We start from the raw sequence: 16,755 nt of genomic DNA, 5'->3' as shown, positions 1-16,755 counted from the left end.
ATGAACGACCAGACTCCGCGCCCGCGCCGGATCAAGGGGTCGCTGCTCGAACGGGCGGCGCCTTCGTTCCACTATGCGCCCGCGCCGATCGAGGCGCCCGAGGACGCAGTGGCCCCGCCGCCGGTGCAGAAGCGCATCGAGACGCCGGTGGCTGCGCCGGTTCCCGTTCCCGTTCCCGTTCCTGAGATCGCGCCGGAGCCCGCGTCCGCTCCCGCTCCCGAACCCGCGTCCGTTGCGGCGGCGCCCGTGATCGTCCCGCCGCCGGCGCCGCAAGCGGAGGCTCCGGCCCCCCAGGTCGAGAGCCCGGCCCCGGGCCTGCGCCGGGGACATGAGGTGGCGGAGGTTGCACCCGATCTCGAGCCGCAGATCGCGACCGCGCGCGCGGTCGACCGCCGGGTGGCGCCGATCGATCGCGCCGTGCTCGAAGAGGGCGGGATGCTGATACCGGGTGCGGCGATCACGCCGCTGGCCGAAGAGTTCCGCATGGTGAAGCGTCAGCTGCTGCTCACCGCGCGCGCCGTGGCCGCCAAGGATACGGCCAAGGCCGCCGACCGCGCCCGCATGATCCTAGTCTGCTCGGCCCGGCCGGGCGAGGGCAAGACCTTCTGTGCGATCAACCTCGCGCTCTCGATGGCGACCGAGAAGGACGTCGAGGTGCTGCTGGTCGATGCCGATTTCCCCAAGCCCGACGTGCTGCCGCGCCTCGGCCTGCCGGGCGGCCCGGGGCTGCTCGACGTGCTGGCCGGCTCGGTGGCGAACGTCGAGAGCTGCATCATCGACACCGACGTGCCGCAACTCTCGGTGCTGCCGGCCGGCGCGCGCTCGAACAGCGACACCGAACTGCTGGCGAGCGATCGCGCCCGCGCAGTGATCGACGGGCTGGCCGCGGCCAATCCGCGCCGCATCGTGATCTTCGATTCGCCGCCCGCGCTGGCCGCGTCGCCCGCTTCGGTGCTGGCGCTGCACGTGGGGCAGGTGCTGCTGGTCGTGCGTGCCGACAAGACCAGCGAGGGCGACCTGCGCCAGGCGGTGAACACGCTCGATGCCTGCGAGCACATCCAGCTCGTGCTCAATTCCGTGTCGTTCCAGCCGGGCGGGCGGCGGTTCGGCAGCTATTACGAATATGGGGAGGAAAGCCGGTGAAGCGGCTCATCGTCACGGGCGCGGCGCTCGCCGCCGTCATGGCCACCGCGCCGGCGAGCGCGCAGCGCGCGCGCATCACGCCGTATATCGATGCGAGCCAGGTGGTCGCGGCCGATCTCAACGGCGGCGACGTGCTGACCTATTCGACGATCGGCGCCGGGATCGACGCATCGGTCCAGTCGCGCCGCGTCGAGGTGCAGGTGAGCTATCGCTACGAGCACCGGTTCGACTATCAGAACAAGCTGAACAACGATCACACCCATAGCGGCCTGGCGACCGTGAAGGCGAAGGTGGCGCCCGGCTTCTCGATCGAGGCGGGCGGCATCGCGACGCGCACCCGTTCGGACATTCGCGGCGACGTGCAGACCAGCAATGTCGGCAATTTCAGCAACTCGTCGCAAGTCTTCTCGGGCTATATCGGGCCGAACGTGGCGACGCATCTGGGGCCCATGTTCGTCAACGGCGCCTATCGCTTCGGCTATACCAAGGTGGAGGCGCCCGGGCAGACCGGCGTGGCGCCGGGCCAGCCGCGGCTCGACTATTACGACGATTCCAAGGTCCATGTCGCGACTGCCAGCGTCGGCGTGAAATCGGGCACGGTATTGCCCGTCGGCATCACCGCCAGCGGATCCTATACCCGCGAGGATGCCGGCCAGCTCGACCAGCGCTTCGAAGGCAAATATGGCCGCGGCGACCTGGTGCTGCCGGTGGCGCATGGCTTCGCGCTGGCCGCCGGCGTGGGCTATGAGCAGATCAAGATCACCCAGCGCGACCCGCTGCGCGACACCGCCGGCAACCCGGTGGTCGACGGCGCGGGGCGCTTCAAGACCGATCCCAACTCGCCGCGCCGCATCGCCTATGACCTGGACGGCGTGTTCTGGGATGCGGGCGTGATCTGGCGGCCCAGCCGCCGCACCTTCCTGGAAGCGCGCGTTGGCCGGCGCTACGGCTCGATGAGCTATACCGGCTCGTTCAGCTATCAGGCGAGCCCGGGCAGCGGCATCCAGATCGGCGTCTACGACACGGTGCAGACCTTCGGCCAGCAGCTGAACGGCCAGCTCGCGACGCTGCCGACCGCGCTGGCCAGCACCACCGATCCGTTCGGCAACCAGTTCTCGGGCTGCATCTACGGCACCACGGGCGCGGCGGCGGGCGGCTGCATGAACGGGATCTTCGCCTCGGCGGCGACTTCGGCCTATCGCGCGCGCGGCGTGACCGCAGTGGCGGTGGCGGGGCGCGGCGGCACTCGCTTCGGCATCGGCGGCGGCTGGGCGCGGCGCGACTTCATCGCGCCGGCGGGCGGCACTGCCTTCACCACCAACGGCACCAGCGACACCAGCATCTACGGCCAGCTCTTCGCTTCCACCGAGGTGGGTGCGAACGGCTCGCTCCAGGGCAGCATCCTCGGCAGCTATTACAACAGCGATATTCCGGGGAATGACGGCATTTACGGTTGGGGAGCGAATACGGCCTATACCCATCGTTTCGGACGACTGGGCGCGACGCTTTCCGCGGGCGTGTTCGGGTTCGAGCGGGATGGCCAGAGCTCGGCCAGCGCCCAGGCGCTGCTGGGGCTGCGCTACGGTTTCTAAGCGTCGGGACGAAACTATGTACGACGACCATTATGGATTGAACGGCCGGCCCTTCCAGCTGACCCCCGATCCGAAATTCTGGTTCGACACGGCCACCCACCGCAAGGCCATGGCCTATCTCGGCTATGGGCTGAGCCAGGGCGAGGGCTTCGTGGTGATCACCGGCGACCCTGGCGTGGGCAAGACCACGCTGATGGGCCATCTGCTCGGCGAGATCGATCGTGAGCGGCTGAATGTGATCAAGATCGTCTCGACTCAGCTGCGCCCCGAGGATCTGCTGCGGCTGGTCTGCCAGGGGCTGGGGATCGACTCGTCGAACCTCAACAAGGCCGAGATGCTGGGCGCGATCGAGCGCGGGCTGCACACGGTGGCGCGCACCGGGCGGCGCACGCTGGTGGTGGTCGACGAGGCGCAGTCGCTGCCGATCGAGAGCCTGGAGGAGCTGCGCATGCTCTCCAATTTCCAGGCCGGCGGCTATCCGCTGCTGCAGATATTCCTGCTCGGCCAGCCCGAATTCCGTCTCACGCTGAGCGATCCTCGTCTCGAACAGTTGCGCCAGCGCGTGATTGCGATGCACCATCTCGAGCCGATGCAGGCGGACGAAGTCGAGCCCTATCTGATCCATCGCCTGTCGTGCGTCGGGTGGCGAGGCAAGCCGCGCTTCACCAACGACGCGGTGGCGGCGATCCATCGCTGGTCGGGCGGCAGCCCGCGCCGGATCAACCAGCTCGCCAGCCGCGTGCTGCTGTTCGGCGCGGTCGAGGAAATGGAGACGTTCGGCGCGAACGAACTGGCCGCGGTGATCGCGGACCTGAACGACGACACGCCGGTCCCGGGCTATCGGCCCGCACCGGTGGCGACGCCGGCACCCGTGCCCGCACCTGTACCGATGCCCGCGCCCCCGCCAATGCCCGCGTCGGCGCGGCAGCCGGAGCCCTATGAGCTGACCGATGTGGCGCCGATGCCGATGGGCGCGCCGGTGCCGCCGCCGCACCCCGCCGATCCGGTGCCGTTGCGCCCAGAGGCGGCGACGCCGGCGAACGATCCGACGCTGCAACGCCGCATCGCCGAGCTCGAAAGCCAGGTGCGCGATCAGGACGAGGCGCTGCGCCGGGTGCTGGGGCTGCTGGTGGACTGGGTGGAGCAGGGCGAGGGGCAGGGGCGCCGCCCCGACCTTTCGGCCATCCGCGGGAACGCGGCCTGATCCGCATGGTGGTCAACGCCCTTTCGGTCGACGTCGAGGACTGGTTCCAGGTCGGTGCCTTCGAGACCACGATCCGGCGCGACGATTGGGATTCGCTCGAGCACCGAGTCGAGGCGAACACCGACAAGGTGCTCGCGCTGTTCGAGGCGGGCGGGGTGAAGGCGACTTTCTTCACGCTCGGCTGGGTGGCGGAGCGCTATCCCGCGCTGATCCGCCGTATCGCCGATGCGGGGCATGAAGTCGCCAGCCATGGCTGGGACCATCAGCGCGTGTTCACCATGGGCCCCGAGCAGTTCCGCGCCGATTTGGCCACCGCCCGCAAGGCGCTGGAGGATGCGAGCGGGCAGAAAGTGACCGGCTATCGCGCGCCGAGCTTCTCGATCGACCGCCGCACGCCCTGGGCGCACGAGGTGCTGGCCGAGGAGGGCTACGCCTATTCCTCGAGCGTCGCGCCGGTGAAGCACGACCATTATGGCTGGCACGATGCGCCGCGCGGAGCCTTTTGGCCGGTGCCGGGTGCCGAGCTGGTCGAGATCCCGATCACGCTGGCGCGCTTCCTGGGCCGCGAAGTGACCACCGGGGGCGGCTTCTTCCGCCTGCTGCCGGGCGAAGTGACCTATCGCGCGGTGCGGGCGGCGAACGACGCGGCGCGCCCCGCCATTTTCTATTTCCATCCCTGGGAGATCGACCCGGGCCAGCCGCGGGTGCAGGATGCGCCGTTCAAGTCGAAGCTGCGCCATTACAGCCGGCTGGGCGCGATGGCCGGCAAGCTGGAGACGCTGATCGCGGGGCACGCATGGGGACGGATGGACGAGATCGCGAGCCGCGAAGCGGCGCGGCTGAAGGCGGAAAGGCGCCAGTGAACGCCCCCCTGCTGGCCAAGCCCGTGGCGCTGCGCGTTGCCGATCTGGGCGACGCGATCGAGCGCGCACGGATCGGCGCGTTCGTGCACGATCATCCGGAGGGCACGCCATTCCACCTGCCGGCCTGGAGCGTCGCGGTGGCGCGGGGCTGCGGGCAGCGGAGCCATTATCTGGTCGCCGAGAATGCCAGGGGCGACCTGGCCGGGGTGATGCCGCTCACCGAAGTCCGCTCGCCACTGTTCGGCAATGTGATGGCTTCGGCCGGGTTCGGCGTGGGCGGCGGCATCCTGACCCATGATCCGCGCATGGTCCCGCAGCTTGCCGAGGCGGCGTGGACGCTGGCGCGGCGGCGCAAGTGCCCGGTGATGGAAGTGCGCGGCGGCCCGCTGCCCGGCCCCGAATGGCGCGTGGACGACACGCGCTATCTCGGCTTCGTGCGCGCGCTGGCGGCGGACGACGACGCCCAGCTCGCCGCGATCCCGCGCAAGCAACGTGCCGAAGTGCGCAAGGCGCTCGAGAACGATCTCGATATTTCGATCGGCTGTAACCCCGAAGACACGGCCGCCCATTATGCCGTCTATGCCGAATCGGTCCGCAATCTCGGCACGCCCGTATTTCCCCGGACTCTGTTTTCCGAGGTTTTACGGGAATTTGGCAAATCGGCGGACGTGCTTATAGTCCGCCGTGGCGGGGTGGCAGTGGCGAGCGTCTTGAGCCTTTACTGGAACGGCACGGTGTATCCCTATTGGGGAGGCGGCTCCCGGGATGCGCGCGCGCTGCGCGCCAACGACCGCATGTATTTCGAGCTGATGCGCCATGCCCGTATCCGCGGCTGCACGCGCTTCGACTTCGGCCGCTCCAAGACCGGCACCGGCGCGGCCGCCTTCAAGAAGAACTGGGGCTTCGATCCGCAGCCGCTGACTTATTACGAGCGGGTGGCAGAGGGCGCCAAGGCGCGCGACGCGAGCCCGGTGAACCCGAAATATTCGCTCCAGATACGCGTCTGGAGCAAGCTCCCCCTGTGGGTCGCCAACCGCGCGGGGCCCCTGATCGCGAAGGGCCTCGGCTGATGGGCGACATCCTCTTCCTCGCGCACCGCGTGCCCTATCCGCCCGACCGGGGGGACAAGATCCGCGGTTTCCACATCCTGAAATATCTCTCGACGAAGAAGCGCGTCCACCTGATCGCCTTTGCCGACGATCCCGCCGATCTGAAGCAGAAGGGCGGGCTGACCAAATATACCGGCAACCGCTCGATCGTGTGGCGTGCCAAGTCGCAGCTGGTGGCGGGGTTCCAGGCGCTGGTCCAGCACCGGCCGGTGTCGCTCACTGCGTTCGACAATGATGCGCTGCGCCAGGCAGTGGCGAACATCCTCGATCGCCACCGGATCGACACGATCTACGTCTTCTCGAGCCAGATGGCGCAATATCTCCCGCCGCGGCCGCGCCAGCGGGTGATCATGGACTTCGTCGACATGGATTCGGCCAAGTTTGCCGCCTATGCCAAGAGCAGCAAGGGCCCGATGGGCTGGATGCTCGGCCGCGAGGCACGGCTGCTGCTCGCGCATGAAAAGGCGATCGCACAGCGCGCCGATGCGAACCTGTTCGTCAGCGAGGCGGAGGCGGAGCTGTTCCGCCGGCGCACCGGCGCCGACCGGGTGCACGTGATCGAGAACGGCATCGATACGGCCTATTTCGACCCTTCGGCGCACTTCAAGCGCGTCGACGTGATGGGATCGACGATCGTCTTCACCGGGCAGATGGACTATCGCCCGAACATCGAAGGGGTGACCTGGTTCGTCGAGACGATCCTGCCGCACATCCGCCTGGTCCATCCCGATGCCCGCTTCATCATCGTCGGCCGCAACCCGACCGATGCAGTGAAGGCTCTGGCCAAGCATCCGGGCGTGGCGGTGATCGGCGAGGTGCCCGACGTGCGCGGCTGGCTGGCGCAGGCGGCCGTCGTGGTCGCGCCGCTGAAGCTGGCGCGGGGCATCCAGAACAAGGTGCTGGAGGGCATGGCGATGGCGCGGCCGGTGGTGGCGTCCGAGGCTGCCGCGACGGGCATCGATCATGGCGGCACGATCCTGGTCGGCGCGACCGTGGGGGAGATGGCGGAACATGTCACCCGGCTGCTCTCCAATCGCCGCAAGGCGACGGAGCTGGGCGAGTCGGCGCGGCAGCGCGTGATCGACCGCTACAGCTGGGAAGCGCGGCTGAGCCCGTTGGACGAAGTGCTCGGCCAGCCGCTGCGCCCCGCGAAGGAAGAGCGTGTGGCGCGCGTCACCGACGTGCCGAAGAAGCCGCGCCGGGCGGCGTAATTCGCTGCCTCCGTTACCCTTTTCTTCGTCATTCCCGGCTATTCTCCCGGCGTCCCCGCGGGGATGACTGGAGAATCTGCTTGGCCGAGATATCGATCCCCTCAGGCGTAGGCGCCGGCAGCAGGGGCCCCGCAATCGCCGTGTTCGACGCGCGCTGGAAGCGGCATGCCGCGATCCTGGCGGGCGTGTGGCTGGCGCTGCTGGCGATCTTCCACCGGGATACCGCGGATCTGGCGAGGATCTACTGGACCAACACCACTTTCGGGCATTGCCTGTTCATCGCGCCGGTGATCGGCTGGCTGGTGTGGCAGCGCCGGGTGGAGCTTTCGGAAGTGGCGCCGCAGGGCTGGTGGCCCGGCCTGGCGATCGTTGCGGCGGGCGGGTTCGGCTGGATGGTGGGTGATGCCGCGGGCGTGGCGCTGTTCCGCCATGCCGGGCTGGTCCTGATGCTGCAGGGCGCGGTGGTGGCCGTGCTGGGGCCGAATGTCGCCCGGGCGCTGCTCTTCCCGCTTTGCTACATGGCGTTCCTGGTGCCCTTCGGCGATTTCCTCGAGGGGCCGCTGCAGGACATCACCATCGCGATGGTGATGCCGATGCTGCATCTGTTCGGCGTGCCGGCCAGCGTGGACGGCGTGCTGATCACGACCTCCAACGGCTATTTCGAAGTGGCCGAGGCGTGTTCGGGTGCCAAGTTCGTGATTGCGATGATCGCGTTCGGGGTGCTGGTGGCCAATGTCTGCTACATTTCGTGGCGCCGGCGCGCGGCCTTCATGGTCGCGGCGATCGTGGTGCCGATCCTCGCCAACGGCATGCGCGCCTTCGGAACGATCTATGCCGCCTGGTGGACTTCGGTGGAGGCGGCGACGGGGTTCGACCACATCGTCTATGGCTGGGTGTTCTTCGCGCTGGTGATGGCCGCGGTGCTGGCGATCGGCTGGAAATGGTTCGATCGCGACCCCGATGCGCGCTGGTTCGATCCCGCCAGGTTGCAGACGGTGCCGGCCCGCCGCGTGGATGCGCCGGTCGCGGGGTTGCTGGTGCTGCTGGTGGCAAGCCTGTTCCTCGGCTGGTCGAGCCTCAACGACGCGCGCGCGGCGCCGGTGCCGGCGCAGGTGGCGCTGCCGCAGGTGCCGGGCTGGCACCGGGTGCCGGCCGGCATGCGCGCGGCCTGGTCTCCCAATTTCCCGGGCGCGGACCATTTCCTGATCGGCCGCTATGCCGATGCGACGGGGCGGAGCGTCGACCTGGCGGTGGCGGTCTATGCCACGCAGCACGAGGGGCGCGAACTGGTCGGCTTCGGCATCGGGGCGATCCGCGAGAATGATCGCTGGGTGAAGATCGAGGATCTCGGCCCCGTCCGCCGCGGTGCGGCGCTGCGGATGACCGGCCCAGGCCGCGTCGAGCGCGAGGTCGTCACCTGGTATCGGATCGGCGGCGTGCTGACCGGCAGCGACAAGCGGGTGAAGCTGGAAACGCTCAAGACCAAGCTGCTCGGCGGCAACCAGGCGGGTGTCGCGGTGCTGCTCTCGGCCGAGCAGGGGAGCGACAAGGGCGCCCATGCGGCGATCCAGGATTTCCTGGCAGCGCTTGGTCCCGTGGAGAACCTCGCCGATCGCATGGCAGGGGGGCGCTGACTTCCCTCTTCCCGTCATCCCAGCGAAGGCAGGGATGACGAAGCAAGGGAGGCGGGCTAAGCCGGCACATATGAGGAATCTTCGCTGAATGTGCGGCATCGCCGGCCTTTACTATCCCGCGCTGGCCAAGCCGGTGGATCCCGCGCGCATCGTGCAGATGACCGATGCGCTGGTGCATCGCGGGCCCGACGGATCGGGCGTGTGGACCAGCGCGGGGGTGGGGCTGGGGCATCGGCGCCTCGCGATCATCGACCTGGAGGGCGGCATCCAGCCCATGGCCACGCCGGACCAGGGCGTGGTCGTCACCTACAATGGCGAGATCTATAATTTCCAGGAAGTGCGCGCCGAGCTGGAGGCCAAGGGCGCGCGCTTCGCCACCGACAGCGATACCGAGGTGCTGCTGCACGGCTGGCGCGCCTGGGGCCCCAGGATGCTCGAGCGGTTGAACGGCATGTTCGCCTTCGCGCTCTACGATGCCGGTGCGCAGAGCCTGTTCCTGGCGCGCGACCGGTTCGGCGTGAAGCCGCTCCATTATGCCGAGCTGTCGGACGGAGCGGTCGCCTTCGCCTCCGAGCTGAAGGGGCTGCTCGCGCATCCGCTGTTCCGGCGCACGCCGGATTTCAAGGCGGTCGAGGACTATCTGGGGCTCGGCTATGTGCCCGACGACGCCTCGATCCTGGCGGGGGTGCGCAAGCTGCCGGCGGGGCATTTCCTGCTGCTCGAGCGCGGCAAGCCGGTGCCGAAGCCGCAGCGCTGGTGGGACATCGACTTCTCGCGGCGCGCGAGCGGCAAGGTCCGCGACCTCGAGGCCGAGCTGATCGATCTGATGCGCGGCGCCGTGCGCGCGCGGATGATCGCGGACGTGCCGCTCGGCGCATTCCTCTCGGGCGGCGTCGACAGCTCGGCAGTGGTTGCGCTGATGGCCGAGGCGAGCAAGGCAGCGGTGAAGACCTGCACGATCGGCTTCGACGAGGCGGATCATGACGAGACGGCCTATGCGCGGATGGTCGCCGAGCGCTTCGCCACCGCGCATCGGACGCGCAAGGTGGCGGCGGACGACTTCGCCCTGATCGACACGCTGGTCGGCGCGTTCGACGAGCCCTTTGCCGATGCGTCGGCGCTGCCGACCTACCGGGTGTGCGAGCTGGCGCGCGAGAGCGTGACGGTGGCGCTGTCGGGCGATGGCGCGGACGAGGCGCTGGCCGGCTATCGCCGCTACCGGTTCTTCGCTGCCGAGGAGCGGATGCGCGGGCTGCTGCCGCAGGGCGTGCGCGAGAGCCTGTTCGGCACGCTCGGCCGGCTCTATCCCAAGGCGGACTGGGCGCCGCGCCCGTTCCGGGCGAAGACCACGCTGCTGGCGCTCGCGGAAGGGGGCGAGTTCGCTTATCCGAAGGCCGTGGGCGTCACCGGCCCAGCGCTGCGGAATACGCTCTACAGCGACGCGATGCGCAAGGCGCTGGCTGGGCATCGCGCCGAGCAGCGCTATGTCGACACGATGCGCCAGGCGCCGGCGCGAGATGGGCTCGACCGGGCGCAATATGCCGATATCCAGCATTGGCTGCCGGGGGACATCCTCACCAAGGTCGATCGCGCGAGCATGGCCGTGAGCCTGGAGGCGCGCGAGCCGCTGCTCGACTATCGGCTCGTCCAGTTCATGGCGACGCTGCCGCCGTCGCTGCGGATCCGGGCAGGGCAGGGCAAGTGGCTGATGAAGAAGGCACTGGAGCCCTATCTGCCCAAGGATGTGCTCTATCGGCCGAAGATGGGCTTCGTGACGCCGATCAGTGCCTGGTTCCGCAAGGCGCTGGCCGATGAGGCGGCCGCGCTGGGACGCTCCAGGCTGCTCGCCAGCACCGGCTGGTTCGACCTGCACGCGATCGAGAAGCTCGCAGCCGACCACAAGGCGGGACGGGCCGAGCATGGCCGGACCCTGTGGCAGCTGCTGATGCTGGAGCGCAGTATGACGCGGTTGTTCGGATAGCGCGGCACCCTGCAAATCCGCCGTCATCCTGAATTTGTGTGGCGATTGTCCTCTTCAGACAAATGTCCCTCTTTCGTCATCCCCGCGCAGGCGGGGATCCAGGGCCAAGGGCGGGCGCGTGCGGCAGATCCAGCCCTCTCCGGAGAGCGTTCGGGTGATGGCATCGATATCCCGTATCACCCTGGATCCCCGCCTGCGCGGGGATGACGGAGTTATGTGTGGAGCGGGTGCGGCACGTCCTGCCCTCTTCGGACGGCGTTCGCATGATGGCGCCGGTATCCCCTGCTACCCTGGATCCCCGTCTGCGCGGGGATGACGAAGGAAAATCAGATACTTGTTTGGGTTCTCAGTCTAGCGACCCAAGACCGCCATCCCCGCGCTCGCCGTCAGCGCCACCAGCGCCAGCGTGGAGAGCAGGAAGAACAGGAAGCGGATCGAGACCCTGTTGAAGGTCGCCTGCACCAGGCTGTGGGCGATACGCAGCAGCACATAGGCCCAGGCGAGCCACAAATTGGGGCCATCGCCCTGGCCGAGCAGCGCCAGCGTCAGCGCGACCGCGTAGAACAGCGTGGGCTGCTCGTGGAGGTGATTATAGTTGTGCGCCTTCCACTGGGCCTGGGCCGGCAGCACCTTGTCCGCATCGGCGCCGCGCGTGCCGACGAGCTTGCCCATATCGACGCCGGCCTTGCGCATCGCCGACAGACGCAGCGCCAGCATCCAGACCAGCATCGCCAGCGTCCAGGCGACCAGCGCCACGACCGGCGCGAGAATCTCACTATGCATTGCAGTCCCCTCCGCTGCGTCGTGGCGGAAAGGCTGCCAAAATCGGTTCGTAAATGCAACTAAATCGGGGCGAGCACGCCTTCGAGGAGCAGATGCGTGCCGCGGCGCAGCGCCGCCTCGTCCTGCGCGGGCCAGACCGCGTTGCGACAGAGCACGCCCATCACATGCGCCTGGACCAGCCAGCCCACCGCCGTCGCATCGGCATCGGCACGCGCCTTGCCGGTGGCGATCAGGCTGCGGGCCGCAGTTTCCACTGCATGGCGAAGGCGCTCGAGATTGGCGGTGTTGCGCTCGCGCAGGCCGCTGTCCCCGGCGCTGGCGGCGGTGACTTCGATGCCGAACCGGGCATGGGCCGGGGGCAGGGCGGGGGCGATCTGGCGCTCGAACACCGAATCGGCGAGTGCCGCGATGCTGCCGTCCTCGATCGGGCCGAGTTCGGCGGCGAGCATGTCGGTCACGGCGTGGATCAGCGCGTCCCGGCTCGGGAAGTGGCTGTAGAAGGCGCCCTTGCTGATTCCGGCCTGGGCGCACACGTCATCGACGGAAGTGGCGAGCAGCCCGCGCTCGAACAGACACTGCGCGGTCGCGTCCAATATGTGCATGCGCCGCTTGGCGGCGGTCGCTTCGGTCAGACGGGGCATTCATCTCTCACTGATGCGTCGGCCGTTGCACTGCAACCGGATTGATGCCGCGATGTTGCTGCCGCTTCAGCCGCGTTCGGCCAGGGCCTTGCGGAGCCCGCTCGCCATGTGCCGGGCCAAGGCGCGCTGCAGGGGCAGATAGTCCTCCGTATCGGTCGCCGCGGCGAACTGCCCCGACCACAGCAGGCGCCCGCCGTCGCTGTCGACGAGATTGACCACCACGACGGTCTGCCGGGGCGTCTGCCGCACGCTGACGCGCGCATGGAGATCGGCGCCGGCACTGCTGGCGGCGACGCTGTAGCCCTTGGGCAGCAGGGGGCTGACCTCGGCCACGAAGCTCTCGCGCAGACCCGCATTGAACTTGGGGAAGAGCACATATTCGCACAGGCCCTGGACCGGCTCGATGGCGATGCGGTGCCGAGGCGGGAAGACCGTGCCGTGCGCCCAGACGGCGCCGCTGGCGGCGAGGACGGCGAACAGGCCCCCCGCGATCGCGAGGCGGCCGGCACGGGGGGCGGGCCTGGCCGCGGGCGGGGCATCCGCGGTGCCGATGAAGCGATAGCCCGATCGCGGCCGGGTTCGGATATAGAGCGGGGCATCGGCTTCGTCGCCGAGCAGCGCCCGGATGCGGCGGATGCAGGTGTTGAGCGACGCGTCGCCGCCGGTGCCGGCGCGCGGCCAGAACCGATCGAGCAGCTCCCGCCGTCCGACCGTCCGTCCGCCATTGTCGATCAGATAGGCCAGCACCTCCACCACCTGCGGCGGCGCATCGAGCTGCGCGTCTCCCCGGAAGATCTGCAGCGCGGCAGGATCGAGACGGAAATCGTCGAAGCGAAGCATCACATCGTCCACCAACAAGCGCCAAGGCGCGGCCGATCGCCGAATGTCAGACCAGGTCACGAGATGTCATTCGGCGCTTTCGACCGGACGCGATAGCCGATTCCCGTTCGACACGCACCACGCAAGGAAATCGCTCCGTGCCATCACAAGATCATCTCCTTCTGTCCGACCGGCGCCATGTCCTGGGCCTCGGCCTGGCAGGCGTGGCGGCGCCGGCGATGCGCATGCCGGGCGCACGCGCGTTCGCGGGGGAGTCGATAGCGACGCAGCTGGACGCGCTGCTCGATGCTACGGCATCGGCCTATGGCACGGTCGGCTATTCCGTCGCCGTGCTGCGGCGGGGCAGGCTCGTCCATCTCCGCCACGCGGGACTGGCGGATCGCGACACCGGCGCACCGATCACGGACCGGTCCGTCTATCCCATCTTCTCGGTGTCGAAGCTATTCCTGGTCGTCGAATTGCTCAAGGCTGCCCGGCGCGGAGTGCTCGATCCGTCGATGTCGCTAGGCAGGATCCGGGACGGGCTGCCCGACGCGTGGCGCCGGATCACGCTCGCCCAGGCGCTTGCCCATGTCTCGGGATTGCCGGACTATATTCCGGACTTCGTCGCGCCGACCGAGGAAGGGGCGCTCGCCGCCATCCGCGACAAGCCGCTGCGCTTCGCGACCGGGACGCGGAACGACTATAACCAGACCAACATGCTGTTCGCGCGCCAGGCGCTGGAGCAGGCGGCGGGCGCGCCGCTGACCGTGCTGGCCGCCAGCCAGTTCCGCGCGGCCGGGCTGCGCCACACCGGCTATCATACCGGCTATCCGCGCGGCGCAGTGCGGTTGCCGGGGCTGGTATCGAGCTATCGGCCGGTTCCAGGGCGCGACGGACCGCCGGCTCCATTCGCGCTGCCGTCCATGCCGGCCTATACGTTCGGCTCGACGGGGGTCTTCACGACGATGGCCGACATGGTGAGGTGGAGCCAGGCGCTGCTGCGCGGCGACCTGCTGCCGCTCGAAACCCTGCGCGCCTCCTGGGCGCCGTTCGCGATGCCGTCCGGCGCGGCGGCATGGCACACGCATGGCTGGGAATATTATCGGCACGGCGACGTCACCATCGTCGGCCATGGCGGCGATGTCCGGCTGGTCTGGCGGCACTTCTTCCGGGCGGCGGATCCGGACGATTGCGCGACTGCGATCTATTTCGACAATGGCGGGCGATCGACTTTCGACCGGCACCGGCTGGTGACCTTGCTGGCCGATCTGGTGATGCCGGGCGCGGCGCGCGCGACCGAGCTGCGGGAGGAAGCGCTGTTCCGCGGGCTCGCTTCGGGGCGCTGGGATGCGGCGATCGCCGGGTTGAAGGCGACGACGCCTCCGCAACTCGTCGAGGAAATCGTGAATCGCGTCGGCTATGATGCGATGCAGATCCTCGATGCCGAAACCGCGCTTCCGCCGTTCGAATGGAATGTGCGCGAATTTTCCCGCTCGCCGAACGCGCATGACAGCCTGGGCGAAGCCTATCGCGCGACCGGGCGGATCGACGCGGCGCGTGCGAGCTATGCGCGTGCCCTGGCGCTCGATCCCGGCAATGCCCGAATCAAGGCGATCGTCGGGGATCTCGCCCCGCCGTCCGCCGCCAAATGACATGGTTCAATCTTCGAGGAGCATGACGATGCGTTTCTTCCCGGGCCTTGCGACGTGCGCGGCGATCCTCCTGGCCCAGCCGGCAATGGCCGACCCGACCGATGTGGAAGTCCGCGTAATCGCGCGCGGCGCCAAGTTCCTCGGCGGTTATGCCGCGCCCGTCCTGATCGTCATGACCGACGCGGATACCGGCGAGACCCTCGCCAGGGGAACGACTTCGGGCACCACCGGCGACACGCAGCGGATCATGGGCGGCGAGAAGGGCGCCGCGAAGTCCGATGCAGGCTCGGCGGTGTTCCGGACGAGGCTGGACATCGATCGCCCGCGCCGAGTGACGTTGCAGGTGACCGGCCCGCTCAGCCAGCCCCAGGCGACCACGACCGCCACAAGCACCCAATGGGTCCTGCCGGGCCGCCACCTGACCGCGGGGGACGGATGGCTGATGGAGCTGCCCGGGCTGATCGTCGATATCGCCGATCCCATCGCCTATCGGTGGGTCGGCAAGGGCGAGACGGTGCAGCTTCGCGTGGGCGTGACCATGTTGTGCGGCTGCACGATCTCGGAAGGCGGCCCCTGGCGGGCGGGCGATACGGAGGTCGAGGCGCATGTGACCGTCAACGGCGTGGCCTCCCAGCCCGTGACGCTGCGGTTCGATGCCAAGTCGGGCACCTATGGCGCGGCGGTTCCGGCCACGGTCTCCGGCCTCTACGAAGTGGAGGTCCGCGCCTGGATGGCGCCGACCAACAATGCGGGCGTGGCGCGCACTGCCTTCTTCGTTCGCTAGGCGGGGCCGGCAAGGAAAGGGCGGCCGGGGATGTCCCCGACCGCCCTGTTTCGCAGCGATCGCGAGGGATCAGGCGAAGAGCTTCGCCCAGCCGCGCTTGACGCGCTCGCGCCAATGGCCGCGGTGATAGGCGTCCGACGCCAGCAGCGGCATGACCGAGCCCGCTTCGGCGAACACCATCTGCTCGATGCCGGTGTTGACCTTGCCCCAGCTCGCCGCCTCCTGGAGAGTCGAGGACGAGCAGGCGCCGTCGCGCACGTCGGCGACGGTGATCTGCACAGCGTATTTGTGCACTTCCACGTCCTCATGGCCGAGGATCTCGGCGCAGACGACGGTGTCCTGGATGAAGTTCTTCGGCACGCCGCCGCCGATCATCAGCAGGCCGGTGGTGCCCGCCTGGATCTTGATCTCGGTGAGCTCGCGGAAGTCGGCGATGGCGTCGAGCACCATGTACGGACGGCCTTCCTTGGCCGCGTCCACCTGGTGCTTGACCAGGCCGAAGCCGGCCGACGAGTCGACGAACGCCGGGCAGAAGATCGGCACGTCATGCTCATAGGCGAGCTTGACCAGGCTGTTGTCCTTCTTGCCGTGCTCGACGAGATACTTGCCCATCTCGCGGATGAAGGCGCGCGACGAATAGGGCTTGGGCTCGAGCGATTCCGCGATCTTGTTGATCGTGTGGTCGCAGTCCTGGAGCTGCTCCTCGTCGATATAGGTGTCGTAGATGCGGTCGATGTAGAGCGAGCGCAGCGTGTCGTCGTCGGGGATCTCGAGCGCCTGATAGTGCTTGTGGCCGAGGCCCTCGAAGAAATCCATGTCGACGATGGTGGCGCCGGTGGCGACGATCACGTCGACCATGTTGTTGCGCACCAGCTCGGCATAGAGGTCCATGCAGCCGCCGGCCGAGGTCGAGCCGGCGATCACCAGGACGACGGTGCAGTCCTTGTCGGCCAGCATCTCGTTGTAGATCTTGGTGGCGCGGCCGAGGTCGCGGCTGGTGAAGCTCATATCGGCCATCGCGTCGACGATCGGGCGCGCGTCGAACGACTTGATGTCGATGTGCTTGACCTGCTTCGACAGCAGCTCCGCCTTGCGGGTGTCGTTGATCGGGGCGTTGGCCGCCGCGGTCTTGGTGAGGGTGTCGGTCATGGGATCTCCCATATTCTTGCCATGCCGCCGTCATTCAAAGGGGACGCGGTAACCCGATATTCGGGGCACTTAGACCCCAAAGACATATCCGTCATCCCCGCGAAGGCGGGGATCCAGAGCCAAGCAATTCCTCGCCTGTGTCTCTGGATCCCCGTCTTCACGGGAATGACGGTTTAAAGCGTTGTGA

General features: G+C 68.4%; 14 protein-coding genes. 10 read left to right on the top strand and 4 right to left on the bottom strand.

Going from position 1 to position 16,755, the window contains the following annotated elements; translation table 11 throughout:
* The 8 genes from FFS08_RS04310 to FFS08_RS04275 all read left to right on the top strand — a co-directional run bounded on the left by FFS08_RS04310 (nt 1) and on the right by FFS08_RS04275 (nt 10,737).
* Nucleotides 1-1,143, top strand: coding sequence for an AAA family ATPase (locus FFS08_RS04310; protein ID WP_137864948.1), 1,143 nt, complete (start codon nt 1-3; stop codon nt 1,141-1,143).
* Nucleotides 1,140-2,735, top strand: a complete 1,596-nt coding sequence (locus FFS08_RS04305; protein ID WP_249341282.1) for a hypothetical protein — start codon at nt 1,140-1,142, stop codon at nt 2,733-2,735. Before FFS08_RS04310 ends, FFS08_RS04305 begins: the two co-directional genes overlap by 4 nt.
* 16 nt (nt 2,736-2,751) lie before the next feature.
* Nucleotides 2,752-3,939 carry an ExeA family protein gene (locus FFS08_RS04300; RefSeq protein WP_137864949.1) on the top strand — a complete coding sequence of 396 codons (1,188 nt, stop codon included), beginning with the start codon at nt 2,752-2,754 and terminating at the stop codon, nt 3,937-3,939.
* A gap of 5 nt (nt 3,940-3,944) precedes the next feature.
* Nucleotides 3,945-4,802: an XrtA system polysaccharide deacetylase gene (locus FFS08_RS04295; protein ID WP_137864950.1), complete on the top strand. Its 858-nt coding sequence runs from the start codon at nt 3,945-3,947 to the stop codon at nt 4,800-4,802.
* Complete coding sequence (locus FFS08_RS04290) at nt 4,799-5,872, top strand: FemAB family XrtA/PEP-CTERM system-associated protein (protein WP_137864951.1); 1,074 nt, start codon at nt 4,799-4,801, stop codon at nt 5,870-5,872. The genes FFS08_RS04295 and FFS08_RS04290 overlap by 4 nt, the downstream gene beginning before the upstream one ends.
* Nucleotides 5,872-7,122, top strand: coding sequence for a TIGR03087 family PEP-CTERM/XrtA system glycosyltransferase (locus tag FFS08_RS04285; RefSeq protein WP_137864952.1), 1,251 nt, complete (start codon nt 5,872-5,874; stop codon nt 7,120-7,122). The genes FFS08_RS04290 and FFS08_RS04285 overlap by 1 nt, the downstream gene beginning before the upstream one ends.
* 80 nt (nt 7,123-7,202) lie before the next feature.
* Entirely contained in the window at nt 7,203-8,756 is a 1,554-nt protein-coding gene (gene xrtA / locus FFS08_RS04280; protein ID WP_331483897.1) for an exosortase A, read from the top strand.
* An 88-nt stretch (nt 8,757-8,844) separates the two neighbouring features.
* The gene (locus tag FFS08_RS04275; RefSeq protein WP_137864953.1) at nt 8,845-10,737 is read left to right on the top strand and encodes an XrtA/PEP-CTERM system amidotransferase; all 1,893 of its coding nucleotides are present in this window, start codon (nt 8,845-8,847) and stop codon (nt 10,735-10,737) included.
* 351 nt (nt 10,738-11,088) lie between these two features.
* On the opposite strand, the gene FFS08_RS04270 is transcribed toward FFS08_RS04275, so the two are convergent.
* The 3 genes from FFS08_RS04270 to FFS08_RS04260 all read right to left on the bottom strand — a co-directional run bounded on the left by FFS08_RS04270 (nt 11,089) and on the right by FFS08_RS04260 (nt 13,001).
* A complete protein-coding gene (locus tag FFS08_RS04270; RefSeq protein ID WP_137864954.1) occupies nt 11,089-11,520 on the bottom strand; it encodes an MAPEG family protein in 432 nt (143 codons plus the stop codon).
* 59 nt (nt 11,521-11,579) lie between these two features.
* Nucleotides 11,580-12,161: a TetR/AcrR family transcriptional regulator gene (locus FFS08_RS04265; protein WP_137864955.1), complete on the bottom strand. Its 582-nt coding sequence runs from the start codon at nt 12,159-12,161 to the stop codon at nt 11,580-11,582.
* 66 nt (nt 12,162-12,227) lie between these two features.
* Nucleotides 12,228-13,001: a winged helix-turn-helix domain-containing protein gene (locus FFS08_RS04260; RefSeq protein ID WP_137871814.1), complete on the bottom strand. Its 774-nt coding sequence runs from the start codon at nt 12,999-13,001 to the stop codon at nt 12,228-12,230.
* A 137-nt stretch (nt 13,002-13,138) separates the two neighbouring features.
* Between FFS08_RS04260 and FFS08_RS04255 the strand changes: the two genes are divergently transcribed.
* Nucleotides 13,139-14,635 (top strand): serine hydrolase, encoded by a 1,497-nt coding sequence (locus FFS08_RS04255; RefSeq protein WP_137863351.1) that lies wholly within the window; start codon nt 13,139-13,141, stop codon nt 14,633-14,635.
* Between the two features lie 28 nt (nt 14,636-14,663).
* Entirely contained in the window at nt 14,664-15,419 is a 756-nt protein-coding gene (locus FFS08_RS04250) for a hypothetical protein (protein ID WP_137863350.1), read from the top strand.
* A gap of 69 nt (nt 15,420-15,488) precedes the next feature.
* Here the strand turns inward: FFS08_RS04250 and FFS08_RS04245 are convergent, their stop codons facing one another.
* On the bottom strand, nt 15,489-16,568 hold the full coding sequence (locus FFS08_RS04245) for a 1,9-bis(guanidino)-5-aza-nonane synthase (protein WP_137863349.1): 1,080 nt from the start codon (nt 16,566-16,568) through the stop codon (nt 15,489-15,491).
* Nucleotides 16,569-16,755: the final 187 nt, after the last annotated feature.

It is taken from the genome of Sphingomonas sp. 1F27F7B, from assembly GCF_005503355.1.
Classification (GTDB): Bacteria; Pseudomonadota; Alphaproteobacteria; order Sphingomonadales; family Sphingomonadaceae; genus Sphingomonas.
Note: the sequence above shows the minus strand (reverse complement) of the source record. Positions and strands in the feature narration are given on the sequence as shown.